The 19,970-nt window shown below is 40.4% G+C and carries 19 protein-coding genes; 2 read left to right on the top strand and 17 right to left on the bottom strand.

From position 1 onward, the window contains the following. Positions 1-28: 28 nt before the first annotated feature. The 3 genes from VXS03_RS05045 to VXS03_RS05035 all read right to left on the bottom strand — a co-directional run bounded on the left by VXS03_RS05045 (position 29) and on the right by VXS03_RS05035 (position 2,771). The gene (locus VXS03_RS05045) at positions 29-925 is read right to left on the bottom strand and encodes an N-acetylmannosamine kinase (protein ID WP_327762336.1); all 897 of its coding nucleotides are present in this window, start codon (positions 923-925) and stop codon (positions 29-31) included. After that, positions 922-1,638 carry an N-acetylmannosamine-6-phosphate 2-epimerase gene (locus VXS03_RS05040; RefSeq protein WP_327762488.1) on the bottom strand — a complete coding sequence of 239 codons (717 nt, stop codon included), beginning with the start codon at positions 1,636-1,638 and terminating at the stop codon, positions 922-924. The genes VXS03_RS05045 and VXS03_RS05040 overlap by 4 nt, the downstream gene beginning before the upstream one ends. Positions 1,639-1,901: 263 nt before the next feature. Then, a complete protein-coding gene (locus tag VXS03_RS05035) occupies positions 1,902-2,771 on the bottom strand; it encodes a MurR/RpiR family transcriptional regulator (RefSeq protein ID WP_327762334.1) in 870 nt (289 codons plus the stop codon). A 283-nt stretch (positions 2,772-3,054) separates the two neighbouring features. On the opposite strand from VXS03_RS05035, the gene VXS03_RS05030 reads away from it, so the two are divergent. Continuing rightward, complete coding sequence (locus tag VXS03_RS05030) at positions 3,055-3,948, top strand: dihydrodipicolinate synthase family protein (RefSeq protein WP_327762333.1); 894 nt, start codon at positions 3,055-3,057, stop codon at positions 3,946-3,948. A gap of 76 nt (positions 3,949-4,024) precedes the next feature. Here the strand turns inward: VXS03_RS05030 and VXS03_RS05025 are convergent, their stop codons facing one another. The 14 genes from VXS03_RS05025 to agaR form a co-directional block, all read right to left on the bottom strand. After that, positions 4,025-4,702 carry a YoaK family protein gene (locus tag VXS03_RS05025; protein WP_327762332.1) on the bottom strand — a complete coding sequence of 226 codons (678 nt, stop codon included), beginning with the start codon at positions 4,700-4,702 and terminating at the stop codon, positions 4,025-4,027. Between the two features lie 452 nt (positions 4,703-5,154). Further along, positions 5,155-6,762, bottom strand: a complete 1,608-nt coding sequence (locus tag VXS03_RS05020) for an NAD(P)/FAD-dependent oxidoreductase (RefSeq protein ID WP_327762331.1) — start codon at positions 6,760-6,762, stop codon at positions 5,155-5,157. Positions 6,763-7,024: 262 nt separating this feature from the next. Further along, positions 7,025-7,771, bottom strand: a complete 747-nt coding sequence (locus VXS03_RS05015; RefSeq protein WP_327762329.1) for a carbohydrate-binding family 9-like protein — start codon at positions 7,769-7,771, stop codon at positions 7,025-7,027. Between the two features lie 127 nt (positions 7,772-7,898). Continuing rightward, positions 7,899-8,951 carry a glycoside hydrolase family 88/105 protein gene (locus VXS03_RS05010; RefSeq protein WP_327762327.1) on the bottom strand — a complete coding sequence of 351 codons (1,053 nt, stop codon included), beginning with the start codon at positions 8,949-8,951 and terminating at the stop codon, positions 7,899-7,901. Between the two features lie 12 nt (positions 8,952-8,963). Then, positions 8,964-9,719: a 2-dehydro-3-deoxy-D-gluconate 5-dehydrogenase KduD gene (gene kduD, locus VXS03_RS05005; protein ID WP_080156399.1), complete on the bottom strand. Its 756-nt coding sequence runs from the start codon at positions 9,717-9,719 to the stop codon at positions 8,964-8,966. Positions 9,720-9,803: 84 nt separating this feature from the next. Then, entirely contained in the window at positions 9,804-10,634 is an 831-nt protein-coding gene (gene kduI, locus VXS03_RS05000) for a 5-dehydro-4-deoxy-D-glucuronate isomerase (protein WP_327762326.1), read from the bottom strand. Positions 10,635-10,709: 75 nt separating this feature from the next. After that, on the bottom strand, positions 10,710-11,867 hold the full coding sequence (gene nagA / locus VXS03_RS04995) for an N-acetylglucosamine-6-phosphate deacetylase (RefSeq protein WP_327762325.1): 1,158 nt from the start codon (positions 11,865-11,867) through the stop codon (positions 10,710-10,712). Positions 11,868-11,869: 2 nt separating this feature from the next. Beyond that, entirely contained in the window at positions 11,870-12,313 is a 444-nt protein-coding gene (gene agaF / locus VXS03_RS04990) for a PTS galactosamine/N-acetylgalactosamine transporter subunit IIA (protein WP_080156402.1), read from the bottom strand. 82 nt (positions 12,314-12,395) lie between these two features. After that, positions 12,396-13,289 carry a PTS system mannose/fructose/sorbose family transporter subunit IID gene (locus tag VXS03_RS04985; RefSeq protein WP_327762323.1) on the bottom strand — a complete coding sequence of 298 codons (894 nt, stop codon included), beginning with the start codon at positions 13,287-13,289 and terminating at the stop codon, positions 12,396-12,398. After that, positions 13,279-14,055 carry a PTS N-acetylgalactosamine transporter subunit IIC gene (gene agaW, locus VXS03_RS04980; protein WP_327762322.1) on the bottom strand — a complete coding sequence of 259 codons (777 nt, stop codon included), beginning with the start codon at positions 14,053-14,055 and terminating at the stop codon, positions 13,279-13,281. Before agaW ends, VXS03_RS04985 begins: the two co-directional genes overlap by 11 nt. A 42-nt stretch (positions 14,056-14,097) precedes the next feature. Continuing rightward, positions 14,098-14,598: a PTS N-acetylgalactosamine transporter subunit IIB gene (gene agaV / locus VXS03_RS04975; RefSeq protein ID WP_327762321.1), complete on the bottom strand. Its 501-nt coding sequence runs from the start codon at positions 14,596-14,598 to the stop codon at positions 14,098-14,100. A gap of 20 nt (positions 14,599-14,618) precedes the next feature. Continuing rightward, positions 14,619-15,791, bottom strand: a complete 1,173-nt coding sequence (locus VXS03_RS04970) for an SIS domain-containing protein (protein WP_327762320.1) — start codon at positions 15,789-15,791, stop codon at positions 14,619-14,621. Between the two features lie 4 nt (positions 15,792-15,795). Continuing rightward, positions 15,796-17,091, bottom strand: coding sequence for a tagatose-bisphosphate aldolase subunit KbaZ (gene kbaZ / locus VXS03_RS04965; protein ID WP_327762318.1), 1,296 nt, complete (start codon positions 17,089-17,091; stop codon positions 15,796-15,798). Positions 17,092-17,141: 50 nt separating this feature from the next. After that, positions 17,142-17,918 carry a transcriptional repressor AgaR gene (agaR, locus tag VXS03_RS04960; RefSeq protein WP_327762317.1) on the bottom strand — a complete coding sequence of 259 codons (777 nt, stop codon included), beginning with the start codon at positions 17,916-17,918 and terminating at the stop codon, positions 17,142-17,144. A gap of 395 nt (positions 17,919-18,313) precedes the next feature. On the opposite strand from agaR, the gene VXS03_RS04955 reads away from it, so the two are divergent. After that, complete coding sequence (locus tag VXS03_RS04955; RefSeq protein ID WP_327762315.1) at positions 18,314-19,867, top strand: sulfatase family protein; 1,554 nt, start codon at positions 18,314-18,316, stop codon at positions 19,865-19,867. Positions 19,868-19,970: the final 103 nt, after the last annotated feature.

Raw genomic sequence — 19,970 nt, 5'->3', positions numbered from 1 at the left:
TTAGGGGTTGAGAGAAGATAATTAATTTTTATGTATGACTTTCTTGTCGTGCAAACCAATGAGCAGCACCTAACAAACCCGCATCACCACCTGCTTGAGCGGAAATAATACGAGGTCGATAAAGTTCTGGTTTTTCATTTAGATATTGTTGAATATATTTACAATAATGTGGTGCAAGACCCACACTACCGCCGATAACCACCGCATCAAGATCTAAACTAATAGTTAAGTTGGCAATTAATTCTGCGACCGCAGCGGCTGAAGAATGAATAATGCTTATTGCATCTTTATTACCGTCAAGTGCCAGTTGATACACCTGGTGTCCATTATATGGATGCTTAAATAAGGCACTACCAAGCTCACCTATCGCAGTACCCGAAGCCAATTTTTCAATACACCCTTGACGGCCACAGCCACATACAGGACCATTAGCATTAACAACCGTATGACCAATATGACCACTAATGCCCCGTGCGCCTGTTTGTAATTGTTGATTCAACACTAATCCACCACCGATACCGGTAGAAATAGTAATAAACAACATATTGTGAGTATTGTTATTAGGCGTTAACGAAATAAATTCATACCATGCCGCCGCTTGAGCATCATTCATTGCATACGTCGGTAAGTTTGTTATACGTTGAACATCATCAACTAATTCAAATCTATTTAAACCACCTAAATTTGCGGGATTGAGCGCCGTCAAAATACCGTTATTAATAATTCCTGTTGAGGCAATAGCAACAAAATCAGCACTTGCGATAAACGGAGTTAATAAAGATGCTAAGGCTGCTGAAAATATTTCAGGCTGTTGCGACTTAGGCGTTACGATTTGATGCCGGTCAATAATTCGTTGACTCGTACAATCGACTAATGCCGCCGCCATTTTTGTACCACCAATATCAACCGCTAAACAAATACTCATGCAATATCCTTAACAGGTAATTCATTTGCAGTTGCTGCAGTACTTACCGCTTGTTTAAACCATTGGCAGATATGCTCAATACGTGTAATTGCAGAACCCACAGTGACGCAATTTGCCCCTGCCGTTATAGCTTGAGCCGCTAATACCGGTGAGTTATAACGTCCTTCAGCCATCACAAAATAACCACGTTGGTGAAAAGCCTTTACTAGCTCTAAATCTGGTTCCGTCGGAACTTCGCATTCGGTATAACCAGATAATGTCGAACCGATAATGTCGGCACCTAATTGATGGCACATATCCCCATCAGCCAACGTTGCACAATCAGCCATTGCTAAACACCCATATTGGTGAATAGCATTAATCAAATTTTCAATCGTTTCTGGACGTTGACGTTGAGTTCCGTCAATCGCAATAATGTCAGCACCAGCGGCTGCAAGATCAGCAACATCCTGCACAAAAGGCGTTATTCTTACTGCTGAGTCATTCAAATATCGTTTAACAATGCCAATAATAGGTACATCAACATGTGATCGTGTCGCTTGTAAATTTGCAATACCTTCAATACGTAACCCCGCAGCACCACCTAAAACCGATGACTGCGCCATTGCTGAGACTATCGAAGGCTGATCCATCGGGCTATCATCAACAGGCTGACAAGAAGAGATAAAACCATTATTTATATGTACAAGAAGTGGTGGTAAACGCTTGACCATGATCGTTAGCTCCAAAATTATCAACGTTATGAAGTTTGACTCCATCATGTCGTTATCATTGAAGTGACGCAATAATGAACTTTTTAAATAGAGATATATTGCACATTCTTTACCTGAAATAACCTCAAAATCACGACGTAAATCACAGTTAAAAATAATCAATTCAACATTTTTAGCGTTCAATAAACTATCGACTAGATGAAATTACACGCATAAAAAAGGCCACATTTACATGTGGCCTTGATAATATTTCAGATAAAAATTTAATCTAACGCTTGAGTTGTTTTATATTTCTGGTGGCGTGTATGCTCAGGATTATCACGCACCAATAATGTATAAAGCATATCTAATACAAACAGTTGCGTTATTTTAGTACCAATAGAATCACCTTGTAATTGCCCTTGCCTATTACCATTAACCAATACATAATCTGACAGTTCAGCCAGCGGTGATAATGGATTATGCGTCAGTGCAACAGTAATTGCGCCACACTCTTTGGCCAATGCTAACGCCTTAATAGTTTCTTTTGATGTACCTGAATGACTAATACCAATAGCAACATCATCACTGTTTAATAATGCGGCTTTCATATACATAAAATGATTATTGGTTAATGCATCAACATCAAATCCAATCCGCATTAATTTATTTTTCGCATCTTCCGCAGTAATACCAGATGACCCCACACCAAAAAAATAAATTCGTTGTTGTTGTTGTAAAGCGCGAGCTACCGCTTCTAACTTAGAAAAGTCTAATAAATTTAATGTTTCACCTAAGACATTATTGATTGTCTGTTGTAACTTTCGACCAATATGCTCAGCATCATCATCTGCGGTTAATTCAGTATCAAGCATATGCTTTTCAGTTTCATAGGGGGTTGCGACCTCAATGGCTAATTTCATTTTAAGATCTTGAAAACCTTTAAAATTTAATCCCCTACAAAAACGAATAATACTGGCTTCGCCAACGTTAGCTTGCTGCGCAAGTTCTGCAATTGAAAGCTCAGTTACACGCTGAGGTTGTACTAATACATAATCAGCAATTCGACGTGCTGACGGTGTCAAGCTATCACGTAGACTACCTAACGTATCTAAAATTTTACCCACTTGAATTGCATCTGTTGCCGCATTCATACGTTATCCTTGCCATTCTTCAGCTTAGGTGGCGATCTTTATTGTATTATCATTATGAAGTTTTACTCCAAAATCAAATCCAATCATCATTTCAATCCAAAATAGCGATAAAAAATATTTTATAAATTTAAAAAATCAATTAATAGCAATAGATCACAGTTTCTATTAAAAGCCCTAAAAGTCGTTTCTTTTTTATTGCCAACCCAAATTCCACTTCGTATGATAAAGCAACTCCATAATATTTTAATTTTAGAAGTAAAACTTCACAACAAGGATCTGAGACATGGAAAAGCTAACAGGTTTAATTGCAGCCCCTCATACACCATTTCTAGCCAATGGTGAAATTGACTATGTCGCCATTGATGCTATTGCTAAACATCTTATTGATACCAATATTGTGGGTGCTTATGTATTAGGTACGACGGGCGAAGGTATTCATTGCTCTGTGGCAGAACGAAAAGCCGTTGCAGAACGGTGGGTACAGGCAAGTGCAGGTCAACTAAAACTGATCATTCATACTGGCGCATTAAGCATTGCCGATACACTAGAGTTAACTCGTCATGCCGATCAATTAGACATCTACGCAACTTCAGCTATCGGTCCATGTTTCTTTAAGCCGAATAACGTAACTGATTTAGTTAATTACTGTAAAACTATAGCAGAGGCTGCTCCATCGAAAGGATTCTACTACTATCATTCAGAAATGAGTGGCGTAACGGTTGATATGGAACAATTCTTAATTGCTGCTGATAAAGTGATTCCAAATCTATATGGGGTTAAATTTAACAGCACCAATTTATATGAATACCAACGTTGTTTACGTGTTTGTGATAGTAAGTTTGATGTACCGTGGGGTGTTGATGAGCATTTCCCTGGCGCATTAGCGGTGGGAGCAATTAGTGCTGTTGGCAGTACTTACAATTATGCAGCGCCTCTTTATCACGACATGATTGATGCTTTTGGCCAAGGCGATCATCAGACAATAATCAATAAAATGGACAATGTGATTGCACTTATTCGTGTATTAGTGGAATACGGCGGTGTTGCTGCGGGTAAAACAGCAATGTTGTTACATGACATTGACGCAGGTAACCCTCGCCTTCCATTACGTACATTAACAACAGAACAAAAACAAGATGTAATTAGCAAAATGCGTGATGCTATTTTAGCGTCTTAATCACTCTTTCTTGTCTAAAAAGGCCAGCTAATATTGCTGGCTTTTTTATTATTTACAGTGTGAATTGATACCAATACTACAACTCAGTATCAATCGGAGTTGAGCGATGACTATATTCAATATAAAACAGCGTTATAGCTATAACACTGGTTAACGCTAATGCAGGCAATAATGAATATTGAGGAATGGTTTGCATGATAAACCCGCCGTTCATTGCACCTGAAATCAAAGCCCCCCATAAACAAAGATACTGCATCAACCGTCGACGATCCCCTTGTCCAACAATTGCCAATGCCAATAAACGGCCAATATTGACTAAATATCCGGTGGCATAAGTCAGGGGAATTGATTTTTCTATCGTCAACCGTAGCGCGATATTCTGCATTCCCATCGCATAGCAAAGAATAAAATTAATCGCTAAAAAAGGCAGATAAGACTCCATAGCAATAGCAAATATCAATACAATTGAAACCGAAGCCATCACCACACCACGATAAAAACGACGCCCAGATAAGGCAATTAATTCACCTGACATGGAGCCAATAATAAAAATACCCAATATTGCAATATAAATGGCTGCACGGGGATAGTCATGATAACTCAGCATCATTCCCATATGAGTCGAATTACCACTCATAAAAGAAGCAAACACGCCATCCTTTAGATGTAAAAAACCAACCGCATCAACAGTGCCAGCAATAAACAATAACAAATATGGCATTAATGATAAAAAAAACCGCCTTTCATTTAACATTTACTCTATATATCCGACTATATTTCCATATTATGACTATCAGTAAACCCTTAGCACTCTATTAATCAAAGAGGCTATTTACCCTTGCAGATCGCTATTGTAACCAAATATTTCAGCATAGCTAGCAACTTCAGTTTAGTGATACAAATCACATAATAAAAATAAAAAGCTAACCCAATATTATTGGACTTTGATACCAATGATCAGTAAAAAAGACAGGATAATGCTATTTTTTGCCTTTAAAACAAGGGATTAAAAATTTAATCATTCGCATTATCATTATATTAATGCGATATTTTGAGGTTATTTTATTTAATGAAAAATAAAAGATGAGGTAACAGCTAGCAGAAAAGGAGGCTAAGAATAATCACCAAGGGATCATCAATAAAAATAATAAAAGGTGCAATAACATTATGCTGATTTACTGTTATTACACCCTTTGATTTAACTAATTATGCATTTAACATATCAAGCGCAATAGCTTCGGCAACTTTAATACCGTCGATGCCTGCAGATAAAATACCACCCGCATAACCTGCACCTTCACCACCAGGATATAAACCTTTAGTATTAATGCTTTGGAAATCTTTTCCACGTTTAATTTGTACAGGAGAAGATGTACGCGTTTCAACACCGGTTAACATGCTATCAGCATGTGAGAAACCTTTGATCTTTTTATTGAACGCAGGCAATGCTTCACGAATCGCTTCGATAGCATAATCAGGCAAACTGCTGCTTAGATCAGTGAACTTAACATTTGGCTTGTAAGACGGTTCAACATCACCCATTTGGCTAACTGTTTTACCCGCTAAGAAATCACCCACACATTGTGCTGGCGCATCATAGCTACTGCCACCAAGAACATAAGCATTACGCTCTAGCTTACGCTGCAAAGCAATACCTTGCATTGGATCATTAGCAAAGTCTTCAGGTGAAATACCGACAACAATCGCACTGTTAGCATTACGCTCACTACGTGAGTATTGGCTCATACCGTTAGTTACTACAGACTCAAGCTCAGAGGTGGCTGCAACCACAACCCCACCAGGACACATACAGAAACTATAAACTGAACGGCCATTTTTACAGTGGTGAACCAATTTATAATCCGCAGCACCTAATAAAGGGTGACCTGCATTTTTACCAAAACGTGCTGAGTCGATAGTTTCTTGTTTATGTTCAATACGGAAACCAACTGAAAATGATTGCGCTTCAAGGTGGACACCTTTGTCATGCAACATCTTAAAGGTATCACGCGCACTGTGACCAATCGCTAATGCAACGTGCTTAGATGGAATCACTTCACCTGTCGATAACGTAACGCCTGAGACTTGATTATCTTCAATATTGATTTCTTCAACGCGAGTTTCAAAACGAATCTCACCGCCAAGTTCAATAATTTTACGACGCATCTTCTCAACCATTGTTACCAATTTGTAGGTACCAATATGTGGTTTACTTAGATAAATAATTTCAGCAGGTGCGCCCGCTGCAACAAATTCTTGCTTTACTTTAAGACCCAAGAAACGAGGATCTTTGACTTGGCTGTATAATTTACCGTCAGAAAATGTACCTGCGCCACCTTCACCAAACTGTACATTTGATTCGGTGTTTAGCTCACGTGTACGCCAAAAACGGAAGGTATCTTTGGCACGTTCGTGTACTGATTTTCCGCGCTCGAGAATAATAGGCTTAAATCCCATCTGCGCTAGAATAAGCCCTGTAAACAAACCACATGGACCCATACCAATAACGATAGGACGTTCAGTGATATTTTCAGGTGCTTGAGCTACATATGTATAACTCGTATCTGGTGATGCTTTCACCTGATGATCGTTAGCAAACGTCGTTAGTAATTGCTCTTCATCAACATCTTTCAAAGTGATATCTACAGTGTAAATTAGATAAATATCATTTTTTTTACGGGCATCATAACCACGTTTAAAGACATGAATATCAACTAGTTGGTCTTTATTTATCGATAACTTGTTGATGACAAAATCATGTAAAGCTACTTCACTATGATCTAACGGTAATTTAACTTCATTAATACGTATCATTAAGTCCACTAACTCGATTGGGAATGCAATAAAAATATCTCGGAGAGAATAAACCTAGCCGCAGATGATGGCAGATTTATACCTTAGCCAAGTATTATCTCACAGACTTTACTGTTTATCCCAATATTTGCATTATATTCGCCTCGAAAACATCACGATAAAAAAACAAAAAGATACCTATAATCAAAAAAGGCCTATGCCATATGATATAAATATCGGCATAAACCTTATTTTTTAATAACCTATAATAAATTAATAGCTATTATTTCACTAACTGACAATGACCAAATGTTTGCGGGTTGTGAAAGTTAGGTTTAGGTGTTTTAGGATCTATCCATGTCATCCACCCCATATCCAACTTACCATTCGCTTGCTGAGTGAACTCTGCTCGCATTAAAGCACACAATAATTGCGTTTGTTGTTTATCCTGCCACAGTGCTAAATCAGTCAATGTTTGCAGAGGTAATTTACCTTCCACAACATAACCGCTATCAGTTAAGCTTGCTTTGGTTTCTAGACCTTTCCATGTCCAATTACTATCTAACGATGCGCGTTTTTGATTGGTCATATCATAGCTTGCTTCTGCACTAAACACGCGTGCTTTAGGATCAATTTCCATGGTGTAATAACGAGATAAGTTAGCATCTTTAGCTAAGAAAATTTCTACTCGATCGGAATCTAAAATAGCGCGTTCTGGATCAGCCCCAATCGCAACATTCTCATCCGTTACTGTATATTGAAAATAAAATGAATCTGCATTCCACACTGCTTTAAATTCTGTTGCAGGTGCGGGTGTATCACGCCAAGGAAAAGTAAAATCAGTTAATACTTGAGCTGATTTCCATTCATCATCATGGGCGATACCATCAATAACAGGAGCAACCTTGGCATGATTGATGTTATATACCGCAACAACGGGTTCAGCCGTTGGAGTAACTGCTTCAGCGACAACATGATAGCTTGTCATACTTGCAGTCACAGCAGCAGCTATGATGGCTAACTTATTCATACAATATCCTTATCTATATTTAGAGTTTTTTAGCTAATCCGCTATGCACAATAAAAAAGCCGATCTAGCATGTAAATCGGCTTGAACTAACCTAGCTTTCAACCAATTAGATTGACGTTATTATTATTTATTCGACCAGTTCAGCGACTGCCGTTGCGGCTAATAAAAATGCGCCAGCACCGTAATCAATATTATGTTCAAAGGCGACATCTCGCGGATTAAATGCAGGTAACTGTACCCACCCAATCATGCCATTATCATGAATACTGGTTTGTAATGCCGTCCATGACGTTTCAACCACTGGTAGATATGTTTCAGCATCAAGATGACCGTGTTTTATGCCCCACGCTAAACCGTAACAGAACAGCGCGGTAGCACTGCTTTCTGGTGCTGGAAAATTGTCAGGATCAAGCAAACTTGTACGCCAAAAACCATCTGCTTGCTGATACTTAATCACTTCGGCAGCAAGCGAGCTAAACAAAGCTAAATATTTTTCACTATGTGGATAATCGGCAGGCATACGCGCAAGTAAACGAGGCACGGCAGCTAATACCCAGCCAATACCACGGCTCCAAAAAACTTTATTACCGTTAGCTTCTCGTAATTCACCACCATTACCATCAGGAATATAACGATAATCACGATAGAATAAACCTGTTTCAGGATCGAGTAGATGCTCTACAGAATCCCAAAATGCGGTATTCATATAATCAAGATATTTAGGATCACCGGTGCGTTGAGTTAATGCCGCAAATGCGGGCGGTGCCATAAATAATGAATCACACCACCACCAATCTTTACGACCAGGCTGTGGGCTCTCAACCATAATATCTAACGCTTTAATCGTTGGCTCTAACGCTTCAACTTGGTCAATTAATGGATAAACATCAAGGTAAGCTTGGCAGCAAATATGATCATCAGCAAAACGATCATTAGGTCCAGTTCTAAAACCAGTATGAAGGGTATAATTCATCACCCCATCAAGGTATTCATTATCATCTGTTGCAAGCCATGCTGCAGAGACACATGACCAAAATACGCCCCGCTCCCAGTCAGTATCTTTAATAAACCGAGTTTTACCGCTGCGACGAACCACACTGCGAGTTTGGTTTTGTGCTTGGTAACGATAAACACGCTTCATTGCCGTTAAAATCGTTTCTTTTGAACCTAATGCTGCCATGATCTGCTCTCCTTAGCGCGCTAACCAACCACCATCTACCGCGATGGTGTAACCATTAATGTAATCACTCGCACTTGATGCTAAAAAGACTGCCGGGCCTTCTAAATCAGACGGTAATCCCCAACGATTAGCAGGAATACGCTCTAAAATTGCCGCGTTGCGATCTGCATCGGCACGAAGCGCTTCGGTGTTATCTGTTGCCATATAACCAGGAGCAATCGCATTGACATTAATATTGTATTCAGCGAGTTCAGTGGCTAATGCGCGGGTTAGACCCATAACTGCAGATTTACTTGCGGTGTATGAAGGGACGCGAATGCCACCTTGGAAAGATAACATTGAAGCGATATTAATGATTTTGCCGCCATTGCCTTGTTCAACAAAACGTTTAGCGACCGCTTGTGATAAGAAAAATAGTGTTTTTTGGTTAATGTTAATCACATCATCCCAATCACTTTCAGAAAATTGAAGCAGATCTTGACGACGAATAATACCAGCATTGTTGATAAGAATATCAACATGACCCATCACTTCTACCGCTTCTGCAACAATGCTTTCAAGCTTATCTTGCTGCATAAGGTTGGCGGTGATGTAATGGAATTTACGTCCTAATGCTTCAATTTGTGCTTGGGTTTCAGGCGCTGCTTGATGACCAATACCCACAATATCAGCCCCTGCTTTTGCAAGTCCTAATGCCATACCTTGACCGAGACCTGTATTACAACCAGTCACAATCGCAACTTTACCGCTTAAATCAAACATATTCATCGAGTTCTATCCTTGTAAAGTAGCGCCAACGCTAGCCAGCACTACTTGCTAAATAAATTAACGCTTAACAGTGAACAATAAGGCTTATTTAAGATCGCTCATCGCGACGTGATCCATATCGTGGAAGGTTTGGTTCTCACCTACCATGCCCCAAATAAAGGTATAAGACGCCGTACCCACACCAGAGTGAATTGACCAGCTTGGACTGATCACTGCTTGCTCATTACGCACCACGATATGACGTGTTTCTTGAGGCTCACCCATGTAATGGAAAACGATGTTGTCCTGATTCATATCGAAGTACAAATACACTTCCATACGACGCTCATGGGTATGGCATGGCATAGTGTTCCACAAACTACCCGGCGCCAGTTCAGTCATGCCCATTAATAGCTGGCAAGTTGGTAATACAGAGGGGTGTAAATACTTATAAATAGTACGAACATTGCAGTTTTCTTGGCTACCAATTTGCTCTGGTGATGCATCTTCACGGGTAATTTTACGGGTTGGGTAGCTATGATGAGCAGGTGCGCAATTTAAATAAAAACGCGCAGGTTTATCGGCAACGACACTTTCAAAACGAATATCTTGTGCGCCCATACCAACATAAATAGCTTCGCGTGAGCCAATTTCAAAAGTCTCACCATCAACAATCACTAATCCTGGCGCACCGATATTAATCACACCTAATTCACGACGTTGTAAAAAGTAATCAACACCAATCTCTTTACCACCTTCAAACACAATAGCCGCAGTCGTCGGCACGGCCGCACCCACAATAATGCGATCGATATGGCTATAAGTAAGATTAATTTCACCAGCTTGAAACATATTTTCAATTAAGAATTGCTCACGAATACCCGCAGTATCTAATTGCTTGGCATGCTGACTATGAATTGGTTGACGAATTTCCATGAAAAACCTCTTAAATCATTACATTATTCAGTATCCATACCATCAAAATACGGCATAAATACTGACGAATTATTGCTATTGATGCGATGTTGGGTAATACCACTCACCGTCAATTAACGTTGCTTGAATTTCAAATTGCGTATTAAGCACAGCAAAGCTGGCGTTGTAGCCTGTTGCTATCGCACCTAATTGATGATCAATGCCTAAATATTTTGCAGGCACAGCGGTTGCCATCTGAATCGCTTCCCACTCAGGAACATTGGCTAACATAACCATATTGCGAATGGCTTGATCTAAACTACACGTGCTTCCTGCCAAAGAGCCATCATCAGTACGCGCTTCACCATTAGTCACGTTAACCATCTGCGCGCCAAGTTGGTACTTGCCATCATCAAGGCCACCAGCACGCATACAGTCAGTAATTAATGCCATGCCTTGATAACCTTTGATACGATAAGCGAGTTGCATCATCACCGGGTGAACATGAATACCATCAGCAATCAGTTCAACTAACATATCGTGATAAAGCACTGCCCCTGCACAACCCGGTTCACGGTGATGTAAGCCACTCATACCATTAAATAAATGCACCCCACAATCAGCACCATGTTGATGCGCTTGGGTCACTTGTTCAAAATTGGCATTAGTATGTGCAATCGAGGTTTTAATGCCGTTATCGGTTAACCATTGAATCGCTTCATTAGCACCATCATATTCAGGCGCAAGGGCTACACGTAGTAATGAATCCGCCGCCACTTCTTTTAATTCAGCTAACGCTGCAATGGTTGGCGCGGTTAAATATTGAGTTGGGTGTGAACCTCGATGTGTTGCTGTAAAGTAAGGTCCTTCAAGAAAGCTACCTAATAACTTTGCGCCTGATAGTTGTGGTTGTTCACAGAAATGTCGCACTTGTTGTAAAGCAGACACTATGTCTAACCAAGGTGCAGTTACTGTAGTTCCAACCCACGCCACAACGCCTGTTGCAGGTAATGCTTGAGCTATGGTTTGTAAAGCCTGTGGTGTTGCATCCATAACATCAGCGCCCGCACGGCCATGAATATGAATATCAATAAAACCAGGAACTAATGTTTGACCTTCTAATTCAATCACTTCGCAATCAAAAGGCCGACTATCAGTAACGCTTTCAACCTTACCGTTATTCACTACAACATAGTGGTTATAACGGATCCCTGTGGGGGTGAATATACGTTGTGGATGAAGTGCAAAACGCATAATTACAGTCCGTCTTCACATTCAAGTTCAGCTGATTGCGTCATCATGTTATTAAGCTCACGACGCATGTCTTTCATGCATGACATACCAATATCAAGCAGCGTATCAACAAGATCGGTTAGATCTGCATCATCACGCTCAAAGGCAGCATTGGCAATCATAGGTAAATTAGCACCGCCAATAAGCTCAACATTAGGGGTATCCATTACTATTGCTAAAGCGCGATTAGCCGGAGAACCACCAGGAATATCGGTTAAAAATAACACCCCATCACCACTATCCACATCGGCTGCGGCTTGACGTAAAGCCTGTTCTAGTTCATCGGTAGACATGGTTTCAACAAAATCCACATACGTCATTTGTTCTTGCTCACCAGCAATAGCGCGAACCGCTGATTCCATACCTGATGCAAAGTTAATATGACCTGAAACGACGATACCAATCATGATTCTTTCCTTGAAAATAAGGGGAACACCGTCCCCCTTGATATTATTAATGATGACTCTCATCACTGCTAAACGGGGGGTATTACAAAATACCTAACATGTGACCGACAACACCGGCTGCTAATGTGCTGAAAATCAATACTGGCGGCTTAGCCCAGAATCCAGTACCTTTCACCATTTTGAGCATAAAGAACACCAGCATTAGTGGCAGAATATTTGGCATTACTTTGTCAAATAATGCGGTTTGCAAATCCACCACCTTGCCCCCCAGTTCGAGACTGAGGGTGGTTTGCACTTTGATAAAGGTCGCGGAAAGCGCACCAATAACAAAGATACCCATAATATTGGCAGCTTTTGCCAACTTCTCAGTTGAATCGCTCATGTTAACCATCGCGGCAGTACCCGCTTTGTAACCCATGAACATCAAACCAAAGTAAACCGCAAAGTGAACAATTTGGTACAAGAAGAAGAACACAAATGGACCAGCAATAGAGCCTTCCATTGCAATTGATGCACCTAATGCAAGCGTTAATGGCATCAATGTCATGTGGTCGATAGCATCACCAATACCACCTGTTGGTCCCATTCCCGCCACTTTCATTACGTTAACGGTTGATGGCTTTTCTTTGTTCTCTTCCATCGCAATCGCTGTACCTAATAAGAAGGTAAACAGCTTAGGTGACGCATTGAAAAACTGAAGGTGGTTCTTTAATGCTTTGGCTAAATCGGCTTTGTTATCGCCATGGATTTTTTTCAGAGCTGGAATAATGGAGTAAGCAAATCCCCCTGCCTGCATACGTTCAAAGTTGAAATTACCTTCCATGAATAAACCGCGGATAGAACACATCCAAAGGTCTTTCTTGGTGATCACTTTCCGTGGTGTGGTATCTTCATATGCATCGATATCATCAACCAAATTGACATGTTGTTCCGTGTTTTTATCGCGAAGTGTTCCCGCTGTGATATCAGATGCCATCTTCAAATTCTCCAGGTTGATTGTTGTTATTAGAACCGCCGTTGTTTGATCCGCTAAAGAAGTAATACAGTGCTGCAATTGAGGCGCCGATAATTGCGACAGCCATAATTGGTAGTTTTAAGTACGTTGTCATGACAAAGCCAATGAAGAACACACCAGCCACTTCTTTTGACCACATAATTTTCAACAACATAGCGAAACCAATCGCAGGAACCATCTTGGCACCAATACCTAAGCCTGTTAGCAGTGCTTTTGGTGCATTTTCATCAATCCAAGTCGCCGCATGCTCACCAAAGTAAACCGTGACAAAGGCAACCATCGCGTAGAGCAAGGCACGTAATGAAATGGTTGTAATAAGTAATTTATCGATACCTGCGGAATCACCACGTTCAGCATAACGATCCGCTTTACCCATAGTGAATGAAGTCATTGCAAAGAAGCCGATAACCAACATCTGCATCAATACCGCAATCGGCATACCAACACCCATTGCCACTTCTGCTGACTGACCAGTCATCACTGCAAAAGCAACCGCAGCAATCGTACCTAATGTTACATCTGGTGGCTGAGCACCAGCGTTAGGCACTAAACCTAACCAAGCAAGTTCTAATGTCGCACCTGCAATCAAACCAATTTGCATGTCACCCATGATCAAGCCCACAACAGGACCTGTAATAAGCGGACGGTGAATATTCAATGCAACATCGTATTTGTCGATACCGCAGAAAAATGCCCACACCGCTACTAACGCAGCTTCTAAAAACATGATCTATTCCTTTTTACACGTTTGGCGTTTGACTATCGCGATTTAAGCAGCGCTGGTAGCCAGTTCAAGTACATTAATTGGTTTCTGATCAGGTGTATTTTGAATAGTGCAAGTTACCCCTTTCGCGACCATGCGTTCAAAAGCATTAATATCTTTATCATCAACAGAAACTGTCTTATTAATCTGACGCTTACCTTCGTGATAATGCATATTACCGACATTACAATGCGTAATAGGCACACCACCTTCGACCAAACGAGCGACATCGGTTGGGTTATTACATAAAATAAAAATCTTTTGTTGCGGAGAAGCCTTACTAATGACGTCAATTGTTTTTTGGATTGAGAAGAAACGTACTGCGTATTCCCCCCCTGCTGACGCTTTCATACCTGCTTGCATAAAAGCCGCATTAGGGCCATCTGCTGCATCATCATTAGCCACTAAAATAAGATTAGCGCCTGAATGTTTACCCCAAGTAATACGAATTTGACCATGTAACAAACGTTCATCAATTCGTGTCCATACAATGTTTGGCGTTGTCATGATTGTTCTACCTTTCGTAGTTATTTCAAATAATCATATAAATAATGGATAGTAACTCCTTGTACTACACGGTTAACTTCGCCAGTAGGACATGGGTTATCAGGTGTATTTCCTAACGCAAGTGCGCGGTGGAACGAGTACATTTGCGCATACAGCATATAAGGGAAAAGTAATTCAATATCTGTCGCGGTTTCCATGTTAGGTACACGAATAACATCAGCGCTCGCTTCAATCTCATCGGCTTGTGCTGTAATCGCTACCACTCGAGCTGCAATATTATCGCGACAAAGTTCGGCTAACAGATCCAAGTCATATTTACGGGTATATGGGTCGTTACTAATAAACACCACAATCATCGTATTTTGATTCACAATAGATTTTGGTCCATGGCGGAACCCTAACGGCGAATCGTATGTTGCAACGACTTTACCTGAAGTTAGCTCTAGTAATTTCAATGCCGATTCTTGAGCTAAGCCTTGTAAACCACCGCTTCCTAAATAAATAACCCGCTCTAGTTCTTGACTAGCAGTATCCTTTATTTTGGTATTTAAATCTTTGATCAACCCCACAGAACACTTACAAATGCTTTCGATATCTTTCGTGTAATCGTTGCCATACATTAAAACCGAAAAAGCAGCCAGCATCATTGATGAAAAACTTGATGTCATGGCAAAAGATTGATCATTAGTTTCAGCGGGCATAAGAAGTGCAAGTGATTGCTTATCATTACTGCAACACTTGTATAGCTTTCCATCAGTATTACAAGTCAATACTAAGTGGAAACACTCGGTTAATGTTTGATTGGCAAGCTCAACTGCAGCCACACTTTCAGGACTATTGCCAGAGCGAGCAAATGACACTAATAAGGTAGGAATATTTTCAGCAAAACACTGACTAGGATTTGACACAATATCAGTGGTTGAAATAGCCTCAACACGACGTTGTAAACGCTGAGATAAGCCTAAAGCTAAAGAACGACCTGCAAATGCTGACGTACCCGCCCCTGTTAAAACAATGCGTAAATTAGAGTAACCATAAACCTTATCCATAAAGCATTTAATTTGTGGTTCACATTCACGCGTAATTGCCGCTGTTTGCGCCCAACAATCAGGTTGTTGGTTGATTTCTTTCGCAGTCCAATACCCCGAAAAACGCTGAAGTTCAGCTGCTGAATAACCTAAATATTGTTCCATGTATTTAAACCTCTGCGATTAATTTTTCAGTACATGCTTGAGAGTAAGCACGTAAAACTTGACGAATTGTGTCTAATACCAATGCCTTAGGATCTGATGAAATTAAACCTTCACGTAAATGTTGAAATTGCTGTGGCATATATTGACTAAGAAGGGGTAACGGAATATCAACTCGAGATAAATTCCTAAATAAGATTGCTTGCGCTTGATTAATAACATTATCAGGCCAGTAATAACGCATACGATCGCTAAAGCTAAAGCAACGTGAGAAACGTTGTTCAGATTCATTACCATGATAATATTTTTGCCAATGCTGTGGCGTTTCACACATTTGTGCTTCGATGCACTCACGTAAATTAGAACAATGTGCTTTAGGAATAATCTCGGCTTCAATTTCACATAAATTAAATAGCGCTTCACGCATAGCGAAAGTTAAAGCTGGGCCCACTTTTAAAATAGCAAAGTGGTCTTGTACTAATTGACGATAAGCTGCATGGGTTTGATAATCTGTCGAATGTGCTTCAAATACCATGTAGGGAAAACTATCAACCACACCACTTAATTGATTCGCTTTCTCTGGGCAATAATCAATAACACCGGTGTGATCAAATTCAACCCCAGGTTGTACCACTAAACCAATCACACGCGTCCAACAATCAGCGATACCGGCCTCAGTAAATGCGCGTTGATGAGTTTCGATTGTTTTCATTGCGGATTGCGGAGAGGTAACTTCAACAGTATTTAATGTTTCAGCTGCGCCGCCAGGTACAGGAACTTCAGTACCAATGACATACACTAAATCGCTACAACCAAAAGATTCTACCGCTGTTTTTTCAGCGACAGCCCCTAAACGTGCAGCACGTTCAGCAACGATCTCATCAGAGAGAGGAATTGGATCATCAGCACAAGACATGCTGCAATCTAAATGGATTTTCTTAAAACCAGCAGCAACATAAGCAGCAATTAAATCATCAGCATTCACCATCGCTTCAGCAGCGGTTAAGTGCTGCCAACGGTTAGGACCTAAATGATCACCACCTAAAATAAGGTTATCGAGAGGAAAATTGAATTGTTCAGCCATAGCTAATACAAAGTGACGAAAATCAATCGGTGTCATTCCAGTGTAACCACCAAATTGATCAACTTGATTTGACGTCGCTTCGATTAATAAAACTGAATTATCATCCAACGCTTGGGAAAATGCCGCTTCAATAACGAGCGGGTGCGCAGAACAAACAGCATAAATACCATTGTTGCCGCCTGCTTTATGGCGTTGAACGAGAGTTTGTAGCGTGTTCATGTATTAACTCCACAATCATCATCTGTGATGTGATCATGGAGTTAAGTCAGTCAGTGCTCTTTTTCGACAATAATAACTTCTACTTTCATTTCACGAAGACCAGCTAAATAATCTTCAGGAATGCCTGCATCTGTTACTAAGATATCAATATTTCCAAATTCACGAATCATGTGACAGCTACGTTTACCAAATTTGGTTGAATCAGCTACCGCAATCACTTGTTCAGAAATCTCACACATTAAACGGTTGAGGCTTGCCTCTTGTTCACTGTGTGTGGTGATACCTGCTCGCAAGTCAAAACCATCAACCCCCAGAAAAACTTTATCAAAACGAAAGTTTTTGAGGCCAGCTTCTGCTTGTGAGCCCGAAAAAGACAACGCTTCTTTACGAAGTACGCCACCTGACATTAATACTTCAACACCGGGTGCAGAAGCTAACTCCATTGCCACATCCAGACCATTAGTCATGACAACAACATTTTCCATACTTTTTAAGCTGGCTGCGATTTCACGCGTTGTTGTCCCTGAATCTAAAATCACAGTGTCACCATGATGAATAAGCTTGGCAGCAGCTTGGCCAAGAAGCGATTTCACTCCCGCATTATGCCGACGCTTTTCATGAATCGTTAATTCAGCAATCACACCTGAGTTAGGAATTGCTGCGCCATGAGAGCGCACAACATAACCATTCTTTTCCAAGAAACTCAGATCACTGCGAATAGTGACACTAGATACATTAAATTTTTCAGCGAGATCCTCGACACGGGCTTTTCCTTCTAGATTCACCACGTTGACGATTTCCATTCGCCTTTCAATTGCACTTTTCACTTTTGTCTCCTTGTGAAACCAACCAAAATTACTTTCACTTGATTTCGAAATAAGCTTACACCTAAAAAATAAAGCCACAATGCACTAAGACAAAACTTTTGATCTCTTTCATATTCTTTCGATATCTTTCATTGGAACTTATGCTAACTTGCGTAAGTCTTTCTATCATATAGAACGAAAGTCAATAAACCAACCTTTCATCATTACAATTTATAAAATAGAGCTAAAACTCTATAATATTTACTGCAATAAAACAACTGATTACATTATTTTGCTTTCGTTTGCTTTTATGTGATCGATTACACAGTCACAATGCTTTCGTTGACTTACGATACGAAGCAAATCAAAGCTACATGGTCCAATCGTTTATATTTACAATTAATAAGGATTCGTTGATGTCTATCTCACGTAGAGGATTACTGAAAGGTATGGCAGCCAGTGGGGCTGTTGCTGCAACCTTATCAGCCGGCTATACCCAAGCTGCAACTGCACCTAAATCAAGCTCGAATAAAGCATTAAAAAAACCAAATTTGGTCATTATCTTTCCTGATGAGTTTCGAGCTCAAGCATTAGGTTTCATGCAGCAAGATCCATCAATGACTCCCAATATTGATAAATTTGCTCGTCAAAGTGCGGTATTGCGTCAAGCCGTTTCTAACTTTCCACTCTGTACGCCATTTCGTGGCATGTTAATGACAGGACAATACCCTTATCGCAATGGGATACAAGGCAATAGCCACACTGGCGTTGAAGGCCAATTTGGTGGTAAAGACTTCGGCATCGAACTGAAAAAAAGTACATTAACATGGTCTGATGTTCTTAAAAGACAAGGCTATAGCATGGGTTATATCGGCAAGTGGCACTTAGATGCACCACAGCCACCTTTTATCCCTAGCTACAATAATCCAGCTGAGGGACGTTACTGGAATGATTGGACAGCGCCTGATCGTCGTCATGGCTTTGATTTCTGGTATGCCTATGGCACCTATGATAAGCACATGACACCAATGTATTGGACTAATGATACAACCCGCGATAAACCGCTACGGATTAATCAGTGGAGTCCAGAGCACGAAGCTGATATCGCGATTAAATATCTACGTAATGAAAATGGTCAATACCGTAAGCAAGACCAACCATTTACGCTTGTAGTTTCCATGAATCCACCTCATTCACCTTACGATCAGGTTCCACAAAAATATTTAGATCGCTTTAGTGGAAAAACATCTCAGCAATTAAATACTCGTCCTAATGTGCAATGGGATAAAGCCTACCAAGAAGGTTATGGCCCACAATTTTTCAAAGAATATATGGCGATGGTCAATGGGGTTGATGAGCAATTCGGACGCATTATTGATGAGTTAGATCGCCTCAATCTTACTGAAGATACCTTAGTCGTGTTCTTCTCTGATCACGGCTGTTGTATGGGTTCAAATGGTAACCCAACCAAAAATGTTCATTATGACGAAGCAATGCGTATTCCAATGATTTTCCGTTGGCCGGGTAAGCTTAATCCACAGCAAAATGATCTGTTATTTTCAGCACCAGATATTTACCCAACCATGCTTGGTTTAATGGGAATGGAAGATTTGATCCCAGATACCGTTGAAGGCACTAACTTCGCCAATACATTGCGTGGCGTTGAGGGTGATAGTAAACCGACCTCTCAATTTTATACATTCATGCCTTATGGCGGTCAATCATATGGACGTCGCGGCATTCGCTCGCAGCGTTATACGTTAATGATTGATAGAAAAATTGGTAAGCCACTCACTTATGTGCTGCACGACAACCAAGTAGATCCATACCAAATGGATAATATTGCAGCCACCAACCCAATGCTTATCGACAAATTAATTACTGAAGAATTAATCCCATGGCTTGAGCACACTGGCGATCCATGGCGCCCAACAACCGTACCTGCACACAGTGCGAATGCTTATTTATAGCAGTAGTAATAACAACGCGTAATACCACTTTTTATTATTAATTTTACGCTTTCTCTATTTAACAGAGAAAGCGCGACATAACTCATATTAAATTAAGGACAAT

Origin of the sequence: Photobacterium sp. S4TG1, from assembly GCF_036040035.1 — a bacterium.
Taxonomy (GTDB): domain Bacteria; phylum Pseudomonadota; class Gammaproteobacteria; order Enterobacterales; family Vibrionaceae; genus Photobacterium.
The sequence above is the reverse complement of the archived record's forward strand: the minus strand, read 5'-3'. Positions and strand labels throughout refer to the sequence as shown.

What these genes read in the sequence shown, in the direction of transcription:
- VXS03_RS05045 (WP_327762336.1), bottom strand. Translation starts at nt 925, where the DNA reads ATGAGTATTTGTTTAGCGGTTGATATTGGTGGTACAAAAATGGCGGCG.
- VXS03_RS05040 (WP_327762488.1), bottom strand. Translation starts at nt 1,638, where the DNA reads ATGGTCAAGCGTTTACCACCACTTCTTGTACATATAAATAATGGTTTT.
- VXS03_RS05035 (WP_327762334.1), bottom strand. Translation starts at nt 2,771, where the DNA reads ATGAATGCGGCAACAGATGCAATTCAAGTGGGTAAAATTTTAGATACG.
- VXS03_RS05030 (WP_327762333.1), top strand. Translation starts at nt 3,055, where the DNA reads ATGGAAAAGCTAACAGGTTTAATTGCAGCCCCTCATACACCATTTCTA.
- VXS03_RS05025 (WP_327762332.1), bottom strand. Translation starts at nt 4,702, where the DNA reads ATGTTAAATGAAAGGCGGTTTTTTTTATCATTAATGCCATATTTGTTA.
- VXS03_RS05020 (WP_327762331.1), bottom strand. Translation starts at nt 6,762, where the DNA reads ATGATACGTATTAATGAAGTTAAATTACCGTTAGATCATAGTGAAGTA.
- VXS03_RS05015 (WP_327762329.1), bottom strand. Translation starts at nt 7,771, where the DNA reads ATGAATAAGTTAGCCATCATAGCTGCTGCTGTGACTGCAAGTATGACA.
- VXS03_RS05010 (WP_327762327.1), bottom strand. Translation starts at nt 8,951, where the DNA reads ATGGCAGCATTAGGTTCAAAAGAAACGATTTTAACGGCAATGAAGCGT.
- kduD (WP_080156399.1), bottom strand. Translation starts at nt 9,719, where the DNA reads ATGAATATGTTTGATTTAAGCGGTAAAGTTGCGATTGTGACTGGTTGT.
- kduI (WP_327762326.1), bottom strand. Translation starts at nt 10,634, where the DNA reads ATGGAAATTCGTCAACCAATTCATAGTCAGCATGCCAAGCAATTAGAT.
- nagA (WP_327762325.1), bottom strand. Translation starts at nt 11,867, where the DNA reads ATGCGTTTTGCACTTCATCCACAACGTATATTCACCCCCACAGGGATC.
- agaF (WP_080156402.1), bottom strand. Translation starts at nt 12,313, where the DNA reads ATGATTGGTATCGTCGTTTCAGGTCATATTAACTTTGCATCAGGTATG.
- VXS03_RS04985 (WP_327762323.1), bottom strand. Translation starts at nt 13,289, where the DNA reads ATGGCATCTGATATCACAGCGGGAACACTTCGCGATAAAAACACGGAA.
- agaW (WP_327762322.1), bottom strand. Translation starts at nt 14,055, where the DNA reads ATGTTTTTAGAAGCTGCGTTAGTAGCGGTGTGGGCATTTTTCTGCGGT.
- agaV (WP_327762321.1), bottom strand. Translation starts at nt 14,598, where the DNA reads ATGACAACGCCAAACATTGTATGGACACGAATTGATGAACGTTTGTTA.
- VXS03_RS04970 (WP_327762320.1), bottom strand. Translation starts at nt 15,791, where the DNA reads ATGGAACAATATTTAGGTTATTCAGCAGCTGAACTTCAGCGTTTTTCG.
- kbaZ (WP_327762318.1), bottom strand. Translation starts at nt 17,091, where the DNA reads ATGAACACGCTACAAACTCTCGTTCAACGCCATAAAGCAGGCGGCAAC.
- VXS03_RS04955 (WP_327762315.1), top strand. Translation starts at nt 18,314, where the DNA reads ATGTCTATCTCACGTAGAGGATTACTGAAAGGTATGGCAGCCAGTGGG.